The sequence below is a fragment of the Flavimobilis sp. BM9 genome, assembly GCF_058313055.1.
The window spans coordinates 223,758-239,507 of the sequence record NZ_JBZEMO010000004.1 but is presented as its reverse complement, the minus strand read 5'-3'; the positions used below and the strand labels follow the sequence as shown (position 1 = coordinate 239,507).

Genomic DNA, 15,750 nt, shown 5'->3' with positions numbered 1-15,750 from the left:
CGGTACGGAGCGGATGTTAAGCGGGCTGCAACGCCTGTTTCGGTGAGGTAAAACCTGTGTCAGCGGTGCCGGGCGGCGAGGGTGACGGCGACGGCGAGCAGTTCGGCGTCGCGCCCCGGGGCGCCGAGGAGGCTCACTCCGCACGGCAGTCCTGCGGCGGTGCGCAGGGGGACGGTGAGCGCGGGCAGGCCTGCGATCCCGGCGATGCAGGTCAGCTCCATCGTCCGCTGCCGGGCCGCGTCGACGGTGGCCGCGTCGGCGGTACCGCCCGCGAGGGAGGGTGCGACGGACGAGGCTGCGGGCAGCGCGACGATCGCGTCGCCGAGGGCGGCGCGGATCGTCTCGCGGACCTGGGTGACAACCTCGCGGGCGCTGCGGGCGGCGGCGTCGGTCACGGTCGCGGCGTGCGCGAAGCGGGCGCGCACGTCCGCGCCGAGGACGTCGAGGCCGACCTCCTCGAGCCATGCGCCGTGCGCGCGCCACGCCTCCCAGGCTTGGACGGTCTGGAAGGCGGTGCGCCAGGCGGGCAGGTCGGCGCCGCCCAGGATCTCTGCGGTCTCCCAGCCCTGCAGTGCGGCGAAGGCGCGGATCGCGTCCGCGACGTCCGGGTCTGCGTGCGCGACGAGCGCGGGCAGCACGACGACGTCGGCTGCGCGGCTCGCGCCGTCCGCCGGGACGGAGGTGCCGGGAAGGAGCGCGTGCGTCGCCCGCGCGAGCACCTCGGGTGTGCGGGCGAGGCAGCCGACCGTGTCGAACGAGGGGGCGAGCGGCACGAGGCCGTCGCGCGGGACTGCGCCGTGGGTCGTGCGCAGTCCCCACAGGCCCTGGTAAGCAGCGGGAACGCGGACGGAGCCACCGGTGTCCGTGCCGAGCGCGATGCTCGCGTGCCCGAGGCTCACGGCCGACGCCGGGCCGGAGGTCGAGCCGCCGGGGACTCTTCCAGGAGCGGCGGGGTTGGGCGGGGTGCCGTGGTGCGCGTTGGTCCCGGCGAGGGAGTACGCGAGCTCGTCGGTGCGCGCGATGCCGACGACGTCGGCGCCCGCGTCGACGAGCGCCGCGACCGCCCAGGCGTGCTGCGTCTCGACGGGCGCTCCCGCGAGCCAGGCAGGGTTGCCTGCGCCGATGCGCTGGCCGGCGACCGCGAAGAGGTCCTTCACGGCGACGGTCTCGCCTGCGAGCGGGAGCGGGGCCCCCGGAGCGGCGCCGTGCCCGCGCTGCGCGTGCGCCTCCGGGCGCGCTCCAGGGACGAGGGGCTCGCCGACGACGCGCCACACCCGCCCGTCCACGCGCGGCGCCGGGACGGTCACGTCGGCCGCGCGCACGGCCCATCCGTCGGACCCGCGGTGCCAGAGCTGCGTCTGCCGCCCCCGTCCTCCGCGCGCGAGCGCGGTCACGGCGACGACGAGAGCGTCGTCGGGCGTGATCGTCCGGACGTGCACCTCGAGGACCGTGCGGCTCGGCGCTCCCCCGCGCGAGGACCGGAACGCGGCGATCTGCGCGTGCCCCACGAGGAGGCCCGCAGCGTCGCCCCGGAGCGTGTGCGGGCCCGCAGCGAAGAGCCGGTCGAGCTCCGCGACGTCGTCCGTGCCGAGGGCGCGCTCGTACGCCCAGAACGCCTCGAGCAGGCCGTCGGGAACCTCGCCGTCTGCGTGCAGGACGGCCGCCGTGAGCAGGTCCGCGCTCATGCGAAGTCCGCCAGACGGATGCGCGCGTGCACGCCCTTGACCACGTCGACGACCTGCGAGATGTCGAAGTCCGTCGCAGCGCTCAGGTAGGCGTACGCCATCCGCCGGTCCATGCCGTACCGCGCCTCGAGCAGCGCGAGCGCCGCCCGCACGCAGTTCGCGACCGCCGTGTCGAGGTCCTCGTCCATGCCCGTCGGCACGAGGTGCTCGCTCGTGCGTGCGAGCGGCCCGACGAGGTCGCCGAACTGCGCGACCGCGTCCTCGCGCGCCACGACGTCGAACCGGACGGTCGCGCGCAGCGACGCCTCCATCGCCGTGAGCGCGACCTCGCCGTCCCCCTGCGCGAAGTGCGGGTCGCCCACGTACGCGAGCGCGCCGTCGACCTGGATCGGCAGGTACAGCGTGCTGCCGGCCGTCAGGAGCTTGATGTCGATGTTGCCGCCGTGCGCGCCCGGGGGGACCGAGTGGGGGCGTGTGTCGTCGTCGACCGCGACGCCCATGATCCCGAGGAACGGCGCGAGCGGGAACCGCACGTGCCGTTCACCGCCCGGGACGAGCGGCAGCAGGCCGTGCGTGCCGGCCTCGTCGACCGCGGCGAACGCCGAGAACGTCTCACCGTCCGCGGGCATCTCCCCGGGCAGCACGCCCTTGCCGTGCCGGTTCGAGATGACGCCGTACGGGACGCGCGGCGTCGCGTCGACGAGCGTCATCGCGAGGAGGTCGCCGCGACGCGCTCCGGCGACGCGGACGGGGCCCGTCACGACGTGCGGCCCGTCGACCCCCCACGTGCGGGGATGGTCGGACGCCGCGAGCTCGACCGCGTCGTCGAGCACGTGGTCGCCGTCCACGCCGTGGCCCCCGAAGAAGGCGCGCGGGTCGCGGCCCTGGTCCTCGAGAATCCCCTCGTGGCTGATCGTGTCGAACGTGACCGCGGTGCCCGGGTCGATCGTCAGGACCGGCGCGTCAGCGGCGCACGGGAGGCGTCCCCACAGCACGGTGTCGAGCTCGGCAGGCAGATAGGTGGGCGACGTCGTCGGGCCCGCTCCCCGGTGCAAGATCTCGTGTGACATGCCGCCACGGTAGGAGGACGCTGCGAACAGCAGTTTTCCGCCATGAAACGAACGTGTCACAAGGCTGAGCGGACGGCCCCGCACAATGGTCCACGTGATCGACCGAATTCGCGGCGTCGCGTCCGACCGGATGCACCTGGCGCTCATGCTCATCCTGACCTTCTCGACCGGCATCATCGACGCGGTCGGCTACCTCGGCCTCGACCGTGTGTTCACCGGCAACATGACGGGCAACGTCGTCATCCTCGGCATGGGCCTCATGGGTGCCGACGGGCTGCCCGTGCTCGGCCCGGTCGTCGCCCTCGGCGGGTTCATGGCGGGGGCTGCGGTGGCGGGGCGGGCGCTGCGCGGCCGTGGCGGCTGGAGCAGCCGGTCGACGGCGCTGCTCGGCGTGGTCGGTGGTGTCATGGCGGCGCTCGCGCTGACCGTGCTGCTCGTCCCCGAGCTTCCGCACGTGCTCGCGGTGAGCGTGACGTGCGTCCTCGGCGCCGTCATGGGGTTGCAGGCGGCGGTCGCCCGCGTCATCGCGGTCAAGGACGTGACGACGGTCGTCGTGACGTCGACGATCACGGGTCTGGCTGCGGACTCCGTGCTCGGTTCGGGTGCGGCGCGCGCCGCGGGCAGCGGGAGCGGGCGCCGCTTCCTCGCGGTCGTGCTCATCCTTGCCGGGGCTGGTGCGGGTGCGCTGCTGCTGCGGATCGACCTCGCGGCGGGTCTTGCGGCGTCGGCCTTCGTGACGCTGGCCGTCGCCGCGGTGGGCGCGGTGCACGAACGCCACCACCGCTGAGCGCGGCCCCGGGGTGCCCGGTGGTCAGTACTCCGCGCGGCCCCGGGCCGTGGACTGGCGCAGCAGCAGGCTGACCATGAAGACGAGTCCCGTCGTCGCGACGACGGCGAACGCCGTCCCCACGTAGTCGACGACCTCCTGGCCCCGGTCTGCGAACAGGCTGACCGCGCCGGTCAGCAGACCGGCCGCGAGCACTCCCGCGACGGCCGTGCCGATCGCGAGGAGGGTCGTCGCGACGGTCGTCCCGACGGACGTGTGCTTCGCCTTCCGGTCGATACCTGTCGACGGGGTGAGCGCGAGCACGAGCGCCGTCCACACGAGGACGACGAGGAGCGCCGCGACCACGTCGGACGGCCGGTGCCAGCCCCCCACGAGCGTCGAGACTCCCGTGAGCGCCGTGTACACGGCGCCGAGCAGCGCGACCGCGGGCCGCATCCTGCGCGGCACGACGAGCAGCAGCGCGATCGACACCGACGCCGCGACCGTCGTGTGCCCGGACGGGAGCGAGTTGCCCGGACGCTCGGTCAGCACGCCGAGGTGCCCACGCTCGAGCACCTGGTGCTTGAGGATCTGCGTCGTGAGGTTCGCTCCCGCGACGAGGACCACGACCTGGGCCGCGAGGCCCCAACGGCGACGCAGGAGGGAGATGAGGATCGCCCCGCCGAGGGCGAGGACGACGAACGAGTTGGAGACGACGTCGAGCACGGGCTCGCCGACCTTCCACAGCGTGCCCTTGCCGAACGACGTGCCCGCGAGCGCGCTCTCGTCGAGCGCCTGCCCCCAGACGGTCCCGAGGGCCAGCCGGGTCACGTACGCGAGCGCGACCACGCCGAGGAGGGCGACGAGAAGGCCGACGACGCGCGGTGCGACACGCGCTTCCGTCGCGTCGACGACGGTGCGGGTCGACGCCGTCGTGTCGCCTGCGGGTCGCGCGTGCGCGGGCGCGTGCGAGCCCCCGGGGGCAGCGGCGGGCGTCCCGAGCGCGGGGGTGCCGAGAGCTGGCGTCCGCGGCTCGACTCGTGCGATCGGCACGGTCGGGGCATCGGGGCGCTGCTGCTCGTGCGGGCGGGTCGGCGGAAGACTCACCCGTCCACCGTAGGGCGTCGGTGTGTGGATCTCGCGCAGACCCGGTCGGGGCGTCGCGTCGTTTCGCCCAGAGTGTCCGCTGGGGACAGCAGCCTCACAGGTGACGCACAGGAGCCCCTGACGTGGTTCGCAGGGCGGCGGGGCACGCTCGTCCCATGAGCCCGCCCGCTGTCGACCGTTCGGAGTTCACCCGCCCGGACGGACAGCCGATCCGCGCACTCGTCGTCGATGACGAGCCCAACCTCGCAGAGCTCGTCGCGACCGCCCTGCGCTACGAGGGCTGGGACGTGCGTACCGCGCACGACGGCCGGTCCGCAGTCGACGTCGCACGCACCCACGATCCCGACGTCGTCGTGCTCGACATGATGCTTCCCGACCTCGACGGCCTCGCGGTCCTGCGCCGCATCCGGGAGCGTGGCTGCCACGCGCCTGTCCTGTTCCTCACGGCGAAGGACGCGGTCGAGGACCGGGTCGCGGGACTGACGGCGGGGGGCGACGACTACGTGACGAAGCCGTTCTCCCTCGAGGAGGTCGTCGCGCGGCTCCGCGTCCTGCTGCGCCGCGCGGGCGCACGACAGGAGCGCGAGGAGGCGGTTCTCGTCGTCGGTGACCTCGTGCTCGACGAGGACGCCCACGACGTCGTGCGGGCGGGCACGCCCGTGCACCTCACGGCGACCGAGTTCGAGCTGCTGCGGTTCCTCATGCGCAACGCCCGTCGGGTCGTGTCGAAGGCGCAGATCCTCGACCGGGTGTGGAGCTACGACTTCGGCGGGCAGGCGAACATCGTCGAGCTGTACATCTCGTACCTGCGCAAGAAGATCGATGCTGGCCGCGAGCCCATGATCCACACGTTGCGCGGGGTGGGCTACGTGCTCAAGCCTGGCGTGGACGTCGTGTGACGGCCGGACCTGGCGCCCGTGCCCCGGTCGCGGACGCTGCGGGTCGCGCCCCGCGTCGAGCCTGGTCGCTGCAGCGCCGCCTCGTCGTCACGGTCGTCGCGCTCCTCGCGGGCGTGTGCCTCGCTCTCGCCACCGTCTCGACGCTCGCACTGCGTGCGAGCCTCGTCGAGCGGATCGACGACTCGCTCGGTGCCGCGTCGATGCGTGCGGGCCGTGCGCCGGACGGCAGCGCTCCCGCCTTCCCGGTCCCTGACGACGTACCGTCGCCGTCGGACGTGACCGATCCGTCGACGACGGCGCCGGGCGCCCCGCACGTCGGCGACGGCCGCCCACCATTCCTCGCGGTACCGGGCCAGTCCACAGGGACCCTGGGGCTGCGCCTCCAGGAGGGCGAGGTGCGCGAGCAGGGGTATCTCGACGATGACGGCACCGTGCAAGACCTCACAGCGGACCAGCTCGCGATCCTCACATCGGTCGAACCTGACGGCACTCCACGGACGGTCGACCTGCCCGGGCTGGGCTCCTACCGGGTGGTCGCGGTCGAGCGTGACGGCGCGACCGCAACAACGCCGTCGTCGATCCAGGTCACGGGCCTGTCGCTCGACGGCACGACGGCGACCCTGACGAGGTACCTCACGGTCGAGATCGGCATCGGCGTCGCAGCGGGCTTGCTCGCGGCGATCGCCGCGAGCATCCTCGTGCGGCGTGCGCTGCGCCCGCTCGCGCACGTCACGCACACTGCGACGCGCATCGCCCACCTTCCTCTGCACGAGGGCGCGGTCAACCTCCCCGAGCGGGTCGACGACGACGACACGCGCACCGAGGTCGGTCGCGTCGGGGCCGCGCTGAACCGGATGATCGACCACGTCGAGAAGGCGCTCTCCGCTCGCTTCACCTCGGAGACGCAGGTCCGGCAGTTCGTCGCGGACGCCTCCCACGAGCTGCGGACCCCGCTCGCCTCGATCCGCGGTTACGCGGAGCTCGTGCGCCGCTCCGACGACCAGGTGCCCGCGGCGACCTCCCAGGCTCTCGCCAGGATCGAGTCCGAGTCGGTGCGGATGTCCGGGCTCGTCGAGGACCTCCTGCTGCTCGCGCGGCTCGACGCCGGCCGGCCGCTCGAGCGCGAGACGGTCGACCTGCTGCAGCTCGCGGTCGAGTGCCTGGCGGACGCGCACGCTGCGGGCCCGGACCATGTCTGGCGGCTCGACCTGCCCGCCGAGGACGAAGACGCGACAGCCTTCGAGGTGACGGGCGACGACGCACGCCTGCGCCAGGTGCTCGTCAACCTGCTGTCGAACGCGCGCGTGCACACCTCACCGGGGACGAGCGTGACCCTCCGGCTGCGCGCGGCTGCCGACGGAGGCGTCGACGTCGACGTGTCCGACGACGGTCCCGGCATCACCCCGGACCTGCTGCCGCTCCTGTTCGACCGCTTCACCCGGGGCGACTCGGCACGCGGTCACGAGGCCGGATCGACCGGTCTCGGGCTCGCGATCGCGCACGCGATCGTCGCCGCGCACGGCGGCGAGCTCAGCGTCACGACCACGCCCGGCGCGACGACGTTCCGCGTCCACCTGCCCCGCCCGGCCTGACGGGGCCCGGGCCGCGGCCCTACCAGCTCATGTCGAGCACGGCGGGACGGTGGTCGCTTCCGACGAGGACGTCGGGCCCGTCCGGCACGGTGACCCCGTGGACCGTGACTGTGCTGCCGACGAGGAACCCGTCGAGCCTGGTGCGTGGCACGTCCACGGGCTCGGTGTGCGCCTGGTCGGCGTCGGCGTCCCGCAGCGGCGGCTGGAGCGCGAGGACGCTCGGCCCGCGCGGGTTCTCGTTGAGGTCGCCGCCGAGCACCAGGTCCGGCGCCTCGCGAGCCGCCAGCTCCACGTACACGGGGACGTGCTGTGCACGCTGCGGGCGCTGCGCAGACAGGTGCACCGACACGAACGTGAGCACCCCGCCCTCTCCGTCGCTGCGGGCAAGACGGGCGAGCGCGTAGCCGCGCGGCGTCGGGAACCCTTGGCGGAAGCGCACCGTCCGTGGCTCGAACGCCACGCCCCGCCCTTCGACGACCTGAGGCACGAGATGTGGGGCGACGGCGATCGCCGCACCCCGTCCCGCGATGCCACCCGCGACCACGACCATGCCGACGTCCCGCGCGAAGCTGCGCGTGCGGCGTCGACCCCGTACCCACCGGGGCGCCTCCTGCAGCAGCAGGACGTCCGGACGCTGCGCGCGCACGACACGGCGCGCGGCAGCACCGTCGAGCTCGAGGCTCTTGATGTTGTACGTCATCACGCGCAGGTCCACACCGCGAGGCTATGCGGCACGTCCGGGGCGCGCAGCACCGCCCGTTGGCGTCGCGGCCACCGCCCGAGGGACTCCGAACGACGGGCGGCGATACCTCTGAGCGCGCTGCGTCGCGCGACCCTAGTATCCGGGCTCCGTGAACACGCGCAACTCCCGAAGAGACTCGGGCAGCGGCAGCCCCGATCGGTCCCACGGCGCACCTCGGTCATAGTTCCTGCGGAAGAATCCGTGCTCGAGCAGCTCGCTCAACGTGTCCGCCAACCACCGGACGCCTCCGTAACCGACCACCTTGGATGAGTCTCCGTCCAGAGGCGCGAAGATCACAGGAGCCCGGTCGTCTGCCACATCGACAGCCCAGGCCACCTCGGGCGATCCGATGAGCGGCATCCACGACGGACTCCAGTACGAGTCCGCAGTCTCCGCGGGCTGCGTCTGGGCCGCAATCATGCAATACCAATCGGCGTGCCCGGCTGCGTACTCCGCGGGCAGCGCCACGCCCCCTAAGGGGAGGTAGAGCAGGTTTCGCGCTACCTCTTCGCCCAGATCGAAGGAGGCCGCCCAGTCCCACCAGGACTCCATGTCCTGGAGCTCGGCCGGCGGAATAGCGGGCCACGGCGCCTGACTTAAAGGAATCCCTGGCGCCGGAGCGGGGAAGTAACAAATATGCTCGTCTTGCACGTTACGGAGCGCCGTATCAAGGCGCTCGAGCCACCCAGGCACGCCACTTTCCAACATTCTCGTCATCCAATCTCACAGATACCCACGATGGGAGACGCGGCCAAGCTTGAGAGAAGTTCGTCGCCATGAGACGGGGCGACGTCGACCCCGCACCCACCGGGGCGCCTCCTGCAGCAGCAGGACGTCCGGACGCTGCGCGCGCACGACGCGGCGCGCGCCAGCACCGTCGAGCTCGAGGCTCTTGATGTTGTAGGTCATCACCCGAAGCCGCACGGTCCGAGGCTACGGGAGGACGCCCGGTGGCGCAGCGGGCAATCCGTACGTCCTAGGAGGCACCTCTGCGAGCCGTCGTCGCGCGCCGATCCTTGGAGGCCACCACCAGTCCCACGCTCATGACCATGAGCACCCCTCCGGCGATTGGGCCCGAAGAGCCCAACGAGCCTCCCGATGACGCTGGAGAGATGTCACCGGCACCGCCCGCCACGGCGGCATCACCTCCCATATGGTTGGCCCGCTCCTCGGCGGCGTCCAGCACCTCGCGCAGCTCCTGCAGATCGTCAACGTCCTGAACGACCGCCCGGGCAACCGCTGACATCCCTTGCGCTGCACCCGACTCGTCTAGTGACAGCAGGCCGCCGAGCCGTGGATCTTGGACCACCTGCTCACCGGGCGAGTTCATCAGCGCCAGGCCACCGGTGACATCATCGTCAAGGTAGGCAAAGATCACATCGCGCCCGATGAGCTCTGCCGCCACCGTTCCTCTGACCTGCCCACCGTAGATGAAGGGCGCCACCCATACCTCGGTCGCCTCCACAGGCGGCAGGTTTCCCTCACCCCCGAGATCGTCGCTCCACTCGAAGAGCCTGGTCGGTGCACCCACTGCGTACTCACCCCCGGCGGTCCGTCCTTCCCCCTCAACGCCGAACGCGCCGTCGTGAAGAACATCGCGTACGACGCTCGCAGCCTCCTGCTCGAACCAGACCGACACCGATTCCGGGACGACGTCAGACGCCGCCTGCGCCCCCGCGGTCTGCACAACTAGAAAACCCGCCGAACTGATGATCACAGCCAAGCTGCGCACAAAGACCTTGGACACGCTCTTACCTACTTCTTGTAGAGATGGATAAGTTGGGTCCCGGCGGCCCATCTGGAGTTCGAAAGATACTGACCCCACTCCTTCGACGTCGTCGTCCCAGTCCAAGGATCGGCGTAGGAGACTCCGTAGGAGTAGCCCGTGTCATACCAGCCCCGAATCACAAGGGCATGCCCTCCGCCCTCACGCCAGCGGATCGTCCCGTACACCGGACGGCCCGCCTTGATCTCCGATACGTTCCTCGCCCACTCGGTGGGGACCTCGGTGCCCGCATTCACGCCGTACCGATCCAAGGCTCGCCTGACGTTCGCGTTAGTCCCTGCAACGTTCTTGCACACCGATGCGGCCTTACCGTTCTTCACGATGTTGCATTGCGTGACCACTTTCCCAGTCTGATACTTGATGATCATCTTGGAGGCAGCCGCCCAGCACCAGTTGCTCTCCTCCTGCTCCCTAGGTATGCCAGAACACTTGTTCTTGATCAGGCGACCGATCACAGGAAATTCGGTCAAGAGTCGGCCGGCGCGAAAGATGTCGGGTCCACGAACAGGACCGATGCGTCGACGCCACAATACGAGTGATGGCCAGCGACCTTGCCGGAGGATGCGCCTTCTCCAGCCGCACTGAAGGGTGGCCCATCGTCGATGACGGCCAACGCCCGAAAGCGGTCCCCACGCGACACAGACACTTTCATTGGATCGATGCCAGGAACATCAACGGTGTAATCGCCCGCTGCCGGACGACCATCCTCAACCTCGGTCCCGTCCGGCCAGAATGGCATCATGACCTTCCCGTCGATCGTGACGGTGACACAACCAGATTCCGTGACACCCAGCACAGCCTCGACGCTGGTGGATTCTGCGCCGAAGTGCCCGTGCGCGATCTCAGCATCACTGAGGTCGGATGCGTGCAGAGCCCCTGTGCCGACAGTTTCAGAACAGGAGCTCAACACCAACCCAACTGCAATGATCACTACGCTCATCTTCGACCGCATGCTTTGACCATAGTGTTAGCGCTAACATGCCGTCAACCCCGAGATCGGTGATCTCTTTCTGACCCGTCAGGCGGCGGCGAGGAACAGGTCGCGGACCAGGCCGCGCACGCCCGGCAGCACCTCGGCGGCGAGCTCGTGCGCGTCGACGTCGAACAGCGACGCGATCGCGCCGACGATCTGGCTGACGCTCAGCTCGCCGTCGCACACCCCGACGAGGGCCGCGAGGGCTGTCGAGGCGTGCACGCCCCGCCCGAGCCCCCCGCCTTGCCGCACGATCACGACGTTCGGGTCGTCCTGCCCCGGGGTGAGGTACCGCTCCTCGGTGACGTCCGGCGCGACGACGAGGTGCTCCGCGAGGAGCGCGACATCGTCCCGGGCCTCGAGCCAGTCGTGCGCCTCGACCGACGCCGCGAGGTGCTCGCCGAGCGGCTGGTGCACCGACCCCGTGTGCTCCTCGAGGCGCCGCAGCGTGACGCGGCCGTCGGCGGGGCGTCGCAGGTACACGATGCCGAAGCCCACGGCCTCGACGTCGCGCAACTCGAAGTCCTCGAGCCACGCCTCGTACATCGACGCGAAGCCTTCAGGGTCGCGCTCGGGCGTGGTGCCGCCGTCGCGCAGCCACGTCTCCGCGTACTGCGCCGGGTCGAGGACCTCACGTTGGATGACCCAGCCGTCGAGCCCGGCGGCGTCGAGCCAGCCGCCCATGCGCTCGGTCCAGTCCTGGCCGCGCCGGTGCTCCCAGTTGCCGAGCATCTGCACGACGCCGCCCGGCGCGAGCACGCTCCCGACGTTGAGGACGAGGTCCCGCACCAGGTCGTCGCCCGACCGGCCACCGTCGCGGTACTCGAACATCTCGACACCCGCCGACGCACGCGGCGTGATGACGAACGGCGGGTTCGACACCACAAGGTCGAAGGTCTCCCCCATGACAGGCTCGAGCATCGAGCCCTCGCGCAGCTCGAGGTCGACCTCGTTGAGCGCAGCGTTGAACCGCGCGAACGCGAGCGCCGACCCAGAGATGTCCGTGCCCACGACATGCTCGGCGTGCCGCGACGCGTGCAGCGCCTGGATGCCGCAGCCCGTGCCGAGGTCGAGGACCCGGCCGACAGGCCGACGCGCCGTCACCTGCGCGAGCGTGAGGGAGGCGCCGCCCGCGCCCAGGACGTGGTCCGGCTCGAGACCGGCACCGGTCGCGAGCTCGCCCAGGTCGGAGGCGAGCCACCAGTCGAGGTGCCCCGCGGCGTCGTCGGCTGCGTAGGGCCGCAGGTCGAACCGCGCGCGTACCCGGTCCGGGTCGACGTCGCGGGTCAGGCCGAGGCTCCGTGCACCGTCGAGCCCGAGGGTGGGCAGCGCGAGCGCGAGCGCGTCGCGCGTGACCGAGTCGCCGAGGAAGAACACCGCGGCGAGCGCAGCACGGCGGCGGTCCACGTCGGCGGAGCCCGCCCCTGCCGCTGCGAGCACGCCGCGCAGGACGCGGCGCGCAGGCAGCGCCTCCTCGCGATGCAGCGCGTCGAACGCGAGCGACCCGAGCAGCGCCTGGACCCCGGCGACCGTGTAGTCGGCAGCGGAGAGATCGGCGCGCAGGCGCGCGAGAAGGTCAGGGGCAGCGTCGACATCGAGGATCGGAGGATGGCTCACAGGTCCATCCTGCCCTCGTGCGGCCCTGTCAGTAGCAGCGGTCGGAGACGAACTCCGTCAGTGCCGTCTCCTGCGTCACGAACTCGTCGCCCTCGAGCGCGGCCTGGATCTGGAACGACATGTAGGCGTCGATCGGCTTGAGCGACTGATCGCCCGCCTTGATCGCAGCGATCATCTCGGTGTCGTTCGTGTGCTTGAACGCCCACGCCTCCGCGATCTCGGCAGGCGGGGCAGCCTGCAGCATCGCGGCGACGGCAGGCTCGTAGATCGCGATGAACTCGGCGACCGTCTCGGTCGACGTGGCCTGGCCGAACGCCGTGTAGAGCGACAGCGCCGCAGGGCAGAACGCTGTGGTCGCGGCCTGGTCGTCCCCACCTGCGGGAGGGGCTTCCGTCGGCGTGGCCTCGGCCGGCGGCGGCTCGGGGGCGGGGTTCTCCGCCGGCGGCGGGGTCGTCGCCGGGTCGGGCGTCGGTGTGGCGGTCGCGGTCACCGTCGGCGCTGCGGAGTCCGTCGGCTTGTCGTCGGGGCCGCTCAGGAGCGCGACGACTCCCCAGGCCACGCCACCGACGAGGAGGAGGACGAGCGGCACGAGCCACACGAGCGGGCTGCGACGGCGACGCTCCTGGACGAGGCCCGGCTGGCTCGCCGAGCCTGCAGTAGGCACGTGGCTGTACTGCGCGTAAGGGACGCTCGCGGGCGCCGCCTGCGGCGGCACCCCTGCACCCGCAGGAGGCGTCGGTGCGACGGCGGGCATCGGCGTGGTCATCGCGGGGCTCGTGGCTGCAGGCATCGGCGTGGTGGGCTGCGGCGTGGCGGCCGGGCTCACGGGCGCCGCGACGTCAGGGACCTCCTGCCAGAAGTTCCAACCGGCCGGTGCCGGGGGCCATGCAGGATCGGGGACCCAACCCTCCGGCGGCACCCATCCCTGAGGGGGCACGGGCCATCCGGGAGCGGGGTTGAAACGGTAAGCCATCGGTTCTCCTGACAGGGAGGTGCCGCATCGCACGGCACCACAGAGGCCCCCGAACGGAGTCCCGGACGCATCTTCCCGTAAGGGCGCGTCTGCCGCGAGTCGAGAGGCGGGTGCAGCGACCTACGCCGTTGCACCCGCTCCCGCTGGTCAGACCGGCAGACCCATGTCGTGCTCGAGCTCGCCCTGCTCGTCGACGCTGGCCGCACGCAGGCGCGACCAGACGACCGCACCCATCGCGATGAGCGCGGCGACCGTCGCGACCGCGACACGCAGGACGTGGTTGGCGTCCGCCGGGACGCTCATCGCGACGACCGCAGGCGCGATCAGCACGGACACGAGGTTCATGACCTTGATGAGCGGGTTGATCGCCGGGCCGGCCGTGTCCTTGAACGGGTCGCCGACCGTGTCACCGATGACGACGGCCGCGTGCGCCGCAGAGTTCTTCCCGCCGTACGCGCCGTCCTCGACGATCTTCTTCGCGTTGTCCCACGCGCCACCCGCGTTCGCGAGGAACACCGCCATGAGCACGCCCGTGCCGATCGCCCCGGCGAGGAAGCCCGCGAGCGGGCCGACGCCGAGCCCGAAGCCGACGGCGATCGGTGCGAACGCCGCGAGCAGGCCGGGCGTCGCGAGCTCACGCAGCGAGTCCCGCGTGCAGATGTCCACGACCCGCCCGTACTCGGGCCGCTCCTCGCCGGTCATGATGCCGGGGTGGTGGCGGAACTGGCGGCGCACCTCGAACACGATGGCGCCCGCAGCGCGCGTCACGGCGTCGATCGCGAGGCCCGAGAAGAGGAAGACGGTCGCACCGCCGAGGATCACGCCGACGAGCGTGATCGGCGAGATGATCTGGTAGCTCAGGAGCGCAGCGACGATGCCGTCCTCCCCGACCGGGTTCGTGACGTCGCGCAGCGCCGTGGCGACGGCGTCCGCGTACGACCCGAACAGCGCGGTCGCGGCGAGCACCGCGGTCGCGATCGCGATGCCCTTCGTGATCGCCTTCGTCGTGTTGCCCACGGCATCGAGGTCCGTGAGGATCTGCGCGCCCTCGGCGTCGACGTCGCCGCTCATCTCGGCGATGCCCTGCGCATTGTCCGAGACAGGCCCGAACGTATCCATCGCGACGATCACGCCCACCGTCGTCAGCAGCCCGCAGCCCGCGAGCGCGATCAGGAACAGCGCGAGCCACACCGAGCCGCCCGCGATGAGGAACGCGCCGCAGATCGCGGCGGCGATGATGCCCGCCGTGTACACGGCCGACTCGAACCCGACGCCGATGCCCGAGAGCACGACCGTCGCCGCGCCCGTCTGAGAGGTGCGGGCGACGTGCAGCGTGGGCTTCGACGTCGTGCCCGTGAAGTAGCCCGTGACCCACAGGATCACGCCCGCGAGCAGCACACCGATGACGACGGCACCCGACGTCATCAGGCGCGGGTCCCCTGACCTGCCCGCGAGATCGGCGGCGACTCCCTCGATCGCACCGAAGCTCGACGGGAGGTAGAGAAACGCAGCGATGCTCGCGAGCGCGGCGCCCGCGAGCGCCGACAGGTAGAAGCCCCGGTAGATCGCGCGCAGACCGCCCTCGCCGGGGCGGACGCGCGTGATCGCGACGCCGAGCACCGCGACGAGCGCACCGACGGCCGTGACGATGAGCGGGAACACGAGGCCCTGCTCACCGAACACGGCCTTGCCGAGGATGAGGGCCGCGACGAGCATCACCGCGTACGACTCGAACAGGTCCGCTGCCATGCCGGCACAGTCGCCGACGTTGTCCCCGACGTTGTCGGCGATCGTCGCCGCGTTGCGCGGGTCGTCCTCGGGGATGCCCTGCTCGACCTTGCCGACCAGGTCGGCGCCGACGTCGGCCGCCTTGGTGAAGATGCCGCCGCCCACGCGCATGAACATCGCGAGGAGCGCCGCGCCGAAGCCGAAGCCCTCGAGCACGGCTGGCGCGTCCGCACGGTAGACGAGCACGACCGCGCACGCGCCGAGCAGGCCGAGACCGACCACGCTCATGCCGACGACGCCTCCCGTGCGGAACGCGATCCGTGCACCCTCCGCGCGGCGGGCGTCGACCGAGCCAGCCACCTGGGCCGACGCCGCGACACGCAGGTTCGCGCGCACCGCGAGCCACATGCCGAGGTAGCCGATCGCCGCCGAGAAGCCTGCCCCGAACAGGAACGCGACCGATCGACCGACCCGCACGCCTGCGTCACCGGGGAGCAGGAAGAGCAGGCCGAACACGATCACCGCGAACAGCAGGAGCGTGCGGAACTGACGGTTGAGATAGGCCGAGGCGCCCTCCTGGATCGCGAGAGCGATCTCCTGCATCCGCGGTGTGCCCTCGCCTGCGGCGAGGACCTGCCTTCTGAGGACCACCGCGACGACGAGCGCGAGGATCGCGACGACGGCGATCACGGTGACGATGGTCAGGCTGGCGCTTCCGAGCTGCATGCGTCCTCCTCGACGTGCGGCGGTCAGCGCACCACGCGCCTCAGGCGCGGCCGGAGCCGTGCCGGGCGGGAAGGTGCGAAGGCCCG

14 protein-coding genes are annotated in these 15,750 nt (G+C 71.6%); 3 read left to right on the top strand and 11 right to left on the bottom strand.

Annotated features, from left to right (window positions below; genetic code table 11):
- Positions 1 to 59: 59 nt before the first annotated feature.
- Both AC4F3Q_RS08980 and AC4F3Q_RS08975 read right to left on the bottom strand, forming a co-directional pair.
- A complete protein-coding gene (locus tag AC4F3Q_RS08980; protein ID WP_491039668.1) occupies positions 60 to 1,685 on the bottom strand; it encodes an AtzH-like domain-containing protein in 1,626 nt (541 codons plus the stop codon).
- Positions 1,682 to 2,755 (bottom strand): acetamidase/formamidase family protein, encoded by a 1,074-nt coding sequence (locus AC4F3Q_RS08975; RefSeq protein ID WP_491039667.1) that lies wholly within the window; start codon positions 2,753 to 2,755, stop codon positions 1,682 to 1,684. Before AC4F3Q_RS08975 ends, AC4F3Q_RS08980 begins: the two co-directional genes overlap by 4 nt.
- 94 nt (positions 2,756 to 2,849) lie before the next feature.
- Between AC4F3Q_RS08975 and AC4F3Q_RS08970 the strand changes: the two genes are divergently transcribed.
- Complete coding sequence (locus AC4F3Q_RS08970) at positions 2,850 to 3,542, top strand: YoaK family protein (RefSeq protein ID WP_491039666.1); 693 nt, start codon at positions 2,850 to 2,852, stop codon at positions 3,540 to 3,542.
- A gap of 24 nt (positions 3,543 to 3,566) precedes the next feature.
- Here the strand turns inward: AC4F3Q_RS08970 and AC4F3Q_RS08965 are convergent, their stop codons facing one another.
- Complete coding sequence (locus tag AC4F3Q_RS08965) at positions 3,567 to 4,628, bottom strand: phosphatase PAP2 family protein (RefSeq protein WP_491039665.1); 1,062 nt, start codon at positions 4,626 to 4,628, stop codon at positions 3,567 to 3,569.
- Between the two features lie 155 nt (positions 4,629 to 4,783).
- Here AC4F3Q_RS08965 and AC4F3Q_RS08960 point away from each other — a divergent pair, with 155 nt between their 5' ends.
- Positions 4,784 to 5,527 carry a response regulator transcription factor gene (locus AC4F3Q_RS08960; protein WP_491039664.1) on the top strand — a complete coding sequence of 248 codons (744 nt, stop codon included), beginning with the start codon at positions 4,784 to 4,786 and terminating at the stop codon, positions 5,525 to 5,527.
- Positions 5,524 to 7,119 carry a sensor histidine kinase gene (locus AC4F3Q_RS08955; RefSeq protein WP_491039663.1) on the top strand — a complete coding sequence of 532 codons (1,596 nt, stop codon included), beginning with the start codon at positions 5,524 to 5,526 and terminating at the stop codon, positions 7,117 to 7,119. Before AC4F3Q_RS08960 ends, AC4F3Q_RS08955 begins: the two co-directional genes overlap by 4 nt.
- A 19-nt stretch (positions 7,120 to 7,138) precedes the next feature.
- Here the strand turns inward: AC4F3Q_RS08955 and AC4F3Q_RS08950 are convergent, their stop codons facing one another.
- The 8 genes from AC4F3Q_RS08950 to AC4F3Q_RS08915 all read right to left on the bottom strand — a co-directional run bounded on the left by AC4F3Q_RS08950 (position 7,139) and on the right by AC4F3Q_RS08915 (position 15,664).
- On the bottom strand, positions 7,139 to 7,834 hold the full coding sequence (locus AC4F3Q_RS08950; RefSeq protein WP_491039662.1) for an endonuclease/exonuclease/phosphatase family protein: 696 nt from the start codon (positions 7,832 to 7,834) through the stop codon (positions 7,139 to 7,141).
- A gap of 750 nt (positions 7,835 to 8,584) precedes the next feature.
- On the bottom strand, positions 8,585 to 8,785 hold the full coding sequence (locus AC4F3Q_RS08945; RefSeq protein ID WP_491039661.1) for an endonuclease/exonuclease/phosphatase family protein: 201 nt from the start codon (positions 8,783 to 8,785) through the stop codon (positions 8,585 to 8,587).
- Between the two features lie 52 nt (positions 8,786 to 8,837).
- Positions 8,838 to 9,608, bottom strand: coding sequence for a hypothetical protein (locus tag AC4F3Q_RS08940; RefSeq protein ID WP_491039660.1), 771 nt, complete (start codon positions 9,606 to 9,608; stop codon positions 8,838 to 8,840).
- Positions 9,609 to 9,616: 8 nt separating this feature from the next.
- Positions 9,617 to 10,102 (bottom strand): papain-like cysteine protease family protein, encoded by a 486-nt coding sequence (locus AC4F3Q_RS08935; protein ID WP_491039659.1) that lies wholly within the window; start codon positions 10,100 to 10,102, stop codon positions 9,617 to 9,619.
- Between the two features lie 11 nt (positions 10,103 to 10,113).
- The gene (locus AC4F3Q_RS08930; RefSeq protein ID WP_491039658.1) at positions 10,114 to 10,599 is read right to left on the bottom strand and encodes a hypothetical protein; all 486 of its coding nucleotides are present in this window, start codon (positions 10,597 to 10,599) and stop codon (positions 10,114 to 10,116) included.
- 66 nt (positions 10,600 to 10,665) lie between these two features.
- Entirely contained in the window at positions 10,666 to 12,237 is a 1,572-nt protein-coding gene (locus AC4F3Q_RS08925) for a DUF7059 domain-containing protein (protein WP_491039657.1), read from the bottom strand.
- Positions 12,238 to 12,265: 28 nt separating this feature from the next.
- Positions 12,266 to 13,210: a hypothetical protein gene (locus AC4F3Q_RS08920; protein ID WP_491039656.1), complete on the bottom strand. Its 945-nt coding sequence runs from the start codon at positions 13,208 to 13,210 to the stop codon at positions 12,266 to 12,268.
- Between the two features lie 147 nt (positions 13,211 to 13,357).
- Complete coding sequence (locus AC4F3Q_RS08915; RefSeq protein ID WP_491039655.1) at positions 13,358 to 15,664, bottom strand: sodium-translocating pyrophosphatase; 2,307 nt, start codon at positions 15,662 to 15,664, stop codon at positions 13,358 to 13,360.
- Between the last annotated feature and the right edge of the window lie 86 nt (positions 15,665 to 15,750).

Excerpts from the sequence above, each read along its gene's own strand:
- AC4F3Q_RS08980 (WP_491039668.1), bottom strand. The coding sequence starts at position 1,685 with ATGAGCGCGGACCTGCTCACGGCGGCCGTCCTGCACGCAGACGGCGAG.
- AC4F3Q_RS08975 (WP_491039667.1), bottom strand. The coding sequence starts at position 2,755 with ATGTCACACGAGATCTTGCACCGGGGAGCGGGCCCGACGACGTCGCCC.
- AC4F3Q_RS08960 (WP_491039664.1), top strand. The coding sequence starts at position 4,784 with ATGAGCCCGCCCGCTGTCGACCGTTCGGAGTTCACCCGCCCGGACGGA.
- AC4F3Q_RS08930 (WP_491039658.1), bottom strand. The coding sequence starts at position 10,599 with ATGCGGTCGAAGATGAGCGTAGTGATCATTGCAGTTGGGTTGGTGTTG.
- AC4F3Q_RS08920 (WP_491039656.1), bottom strand. The coding sequence starts at position 13,210 with ATGGCTTACCGTTTCAACCCCGCTCCCGGATGGCCCGTGCCCCCTCAG.
- AC4F3Q_RS08915 (WP_491039655.1), bottom strand. The coding sequence starts at position 15,664 with ATGCAGCTCGGAAGCGCCAGCCTGACCATCGTCACCGTGATCGCCGTC.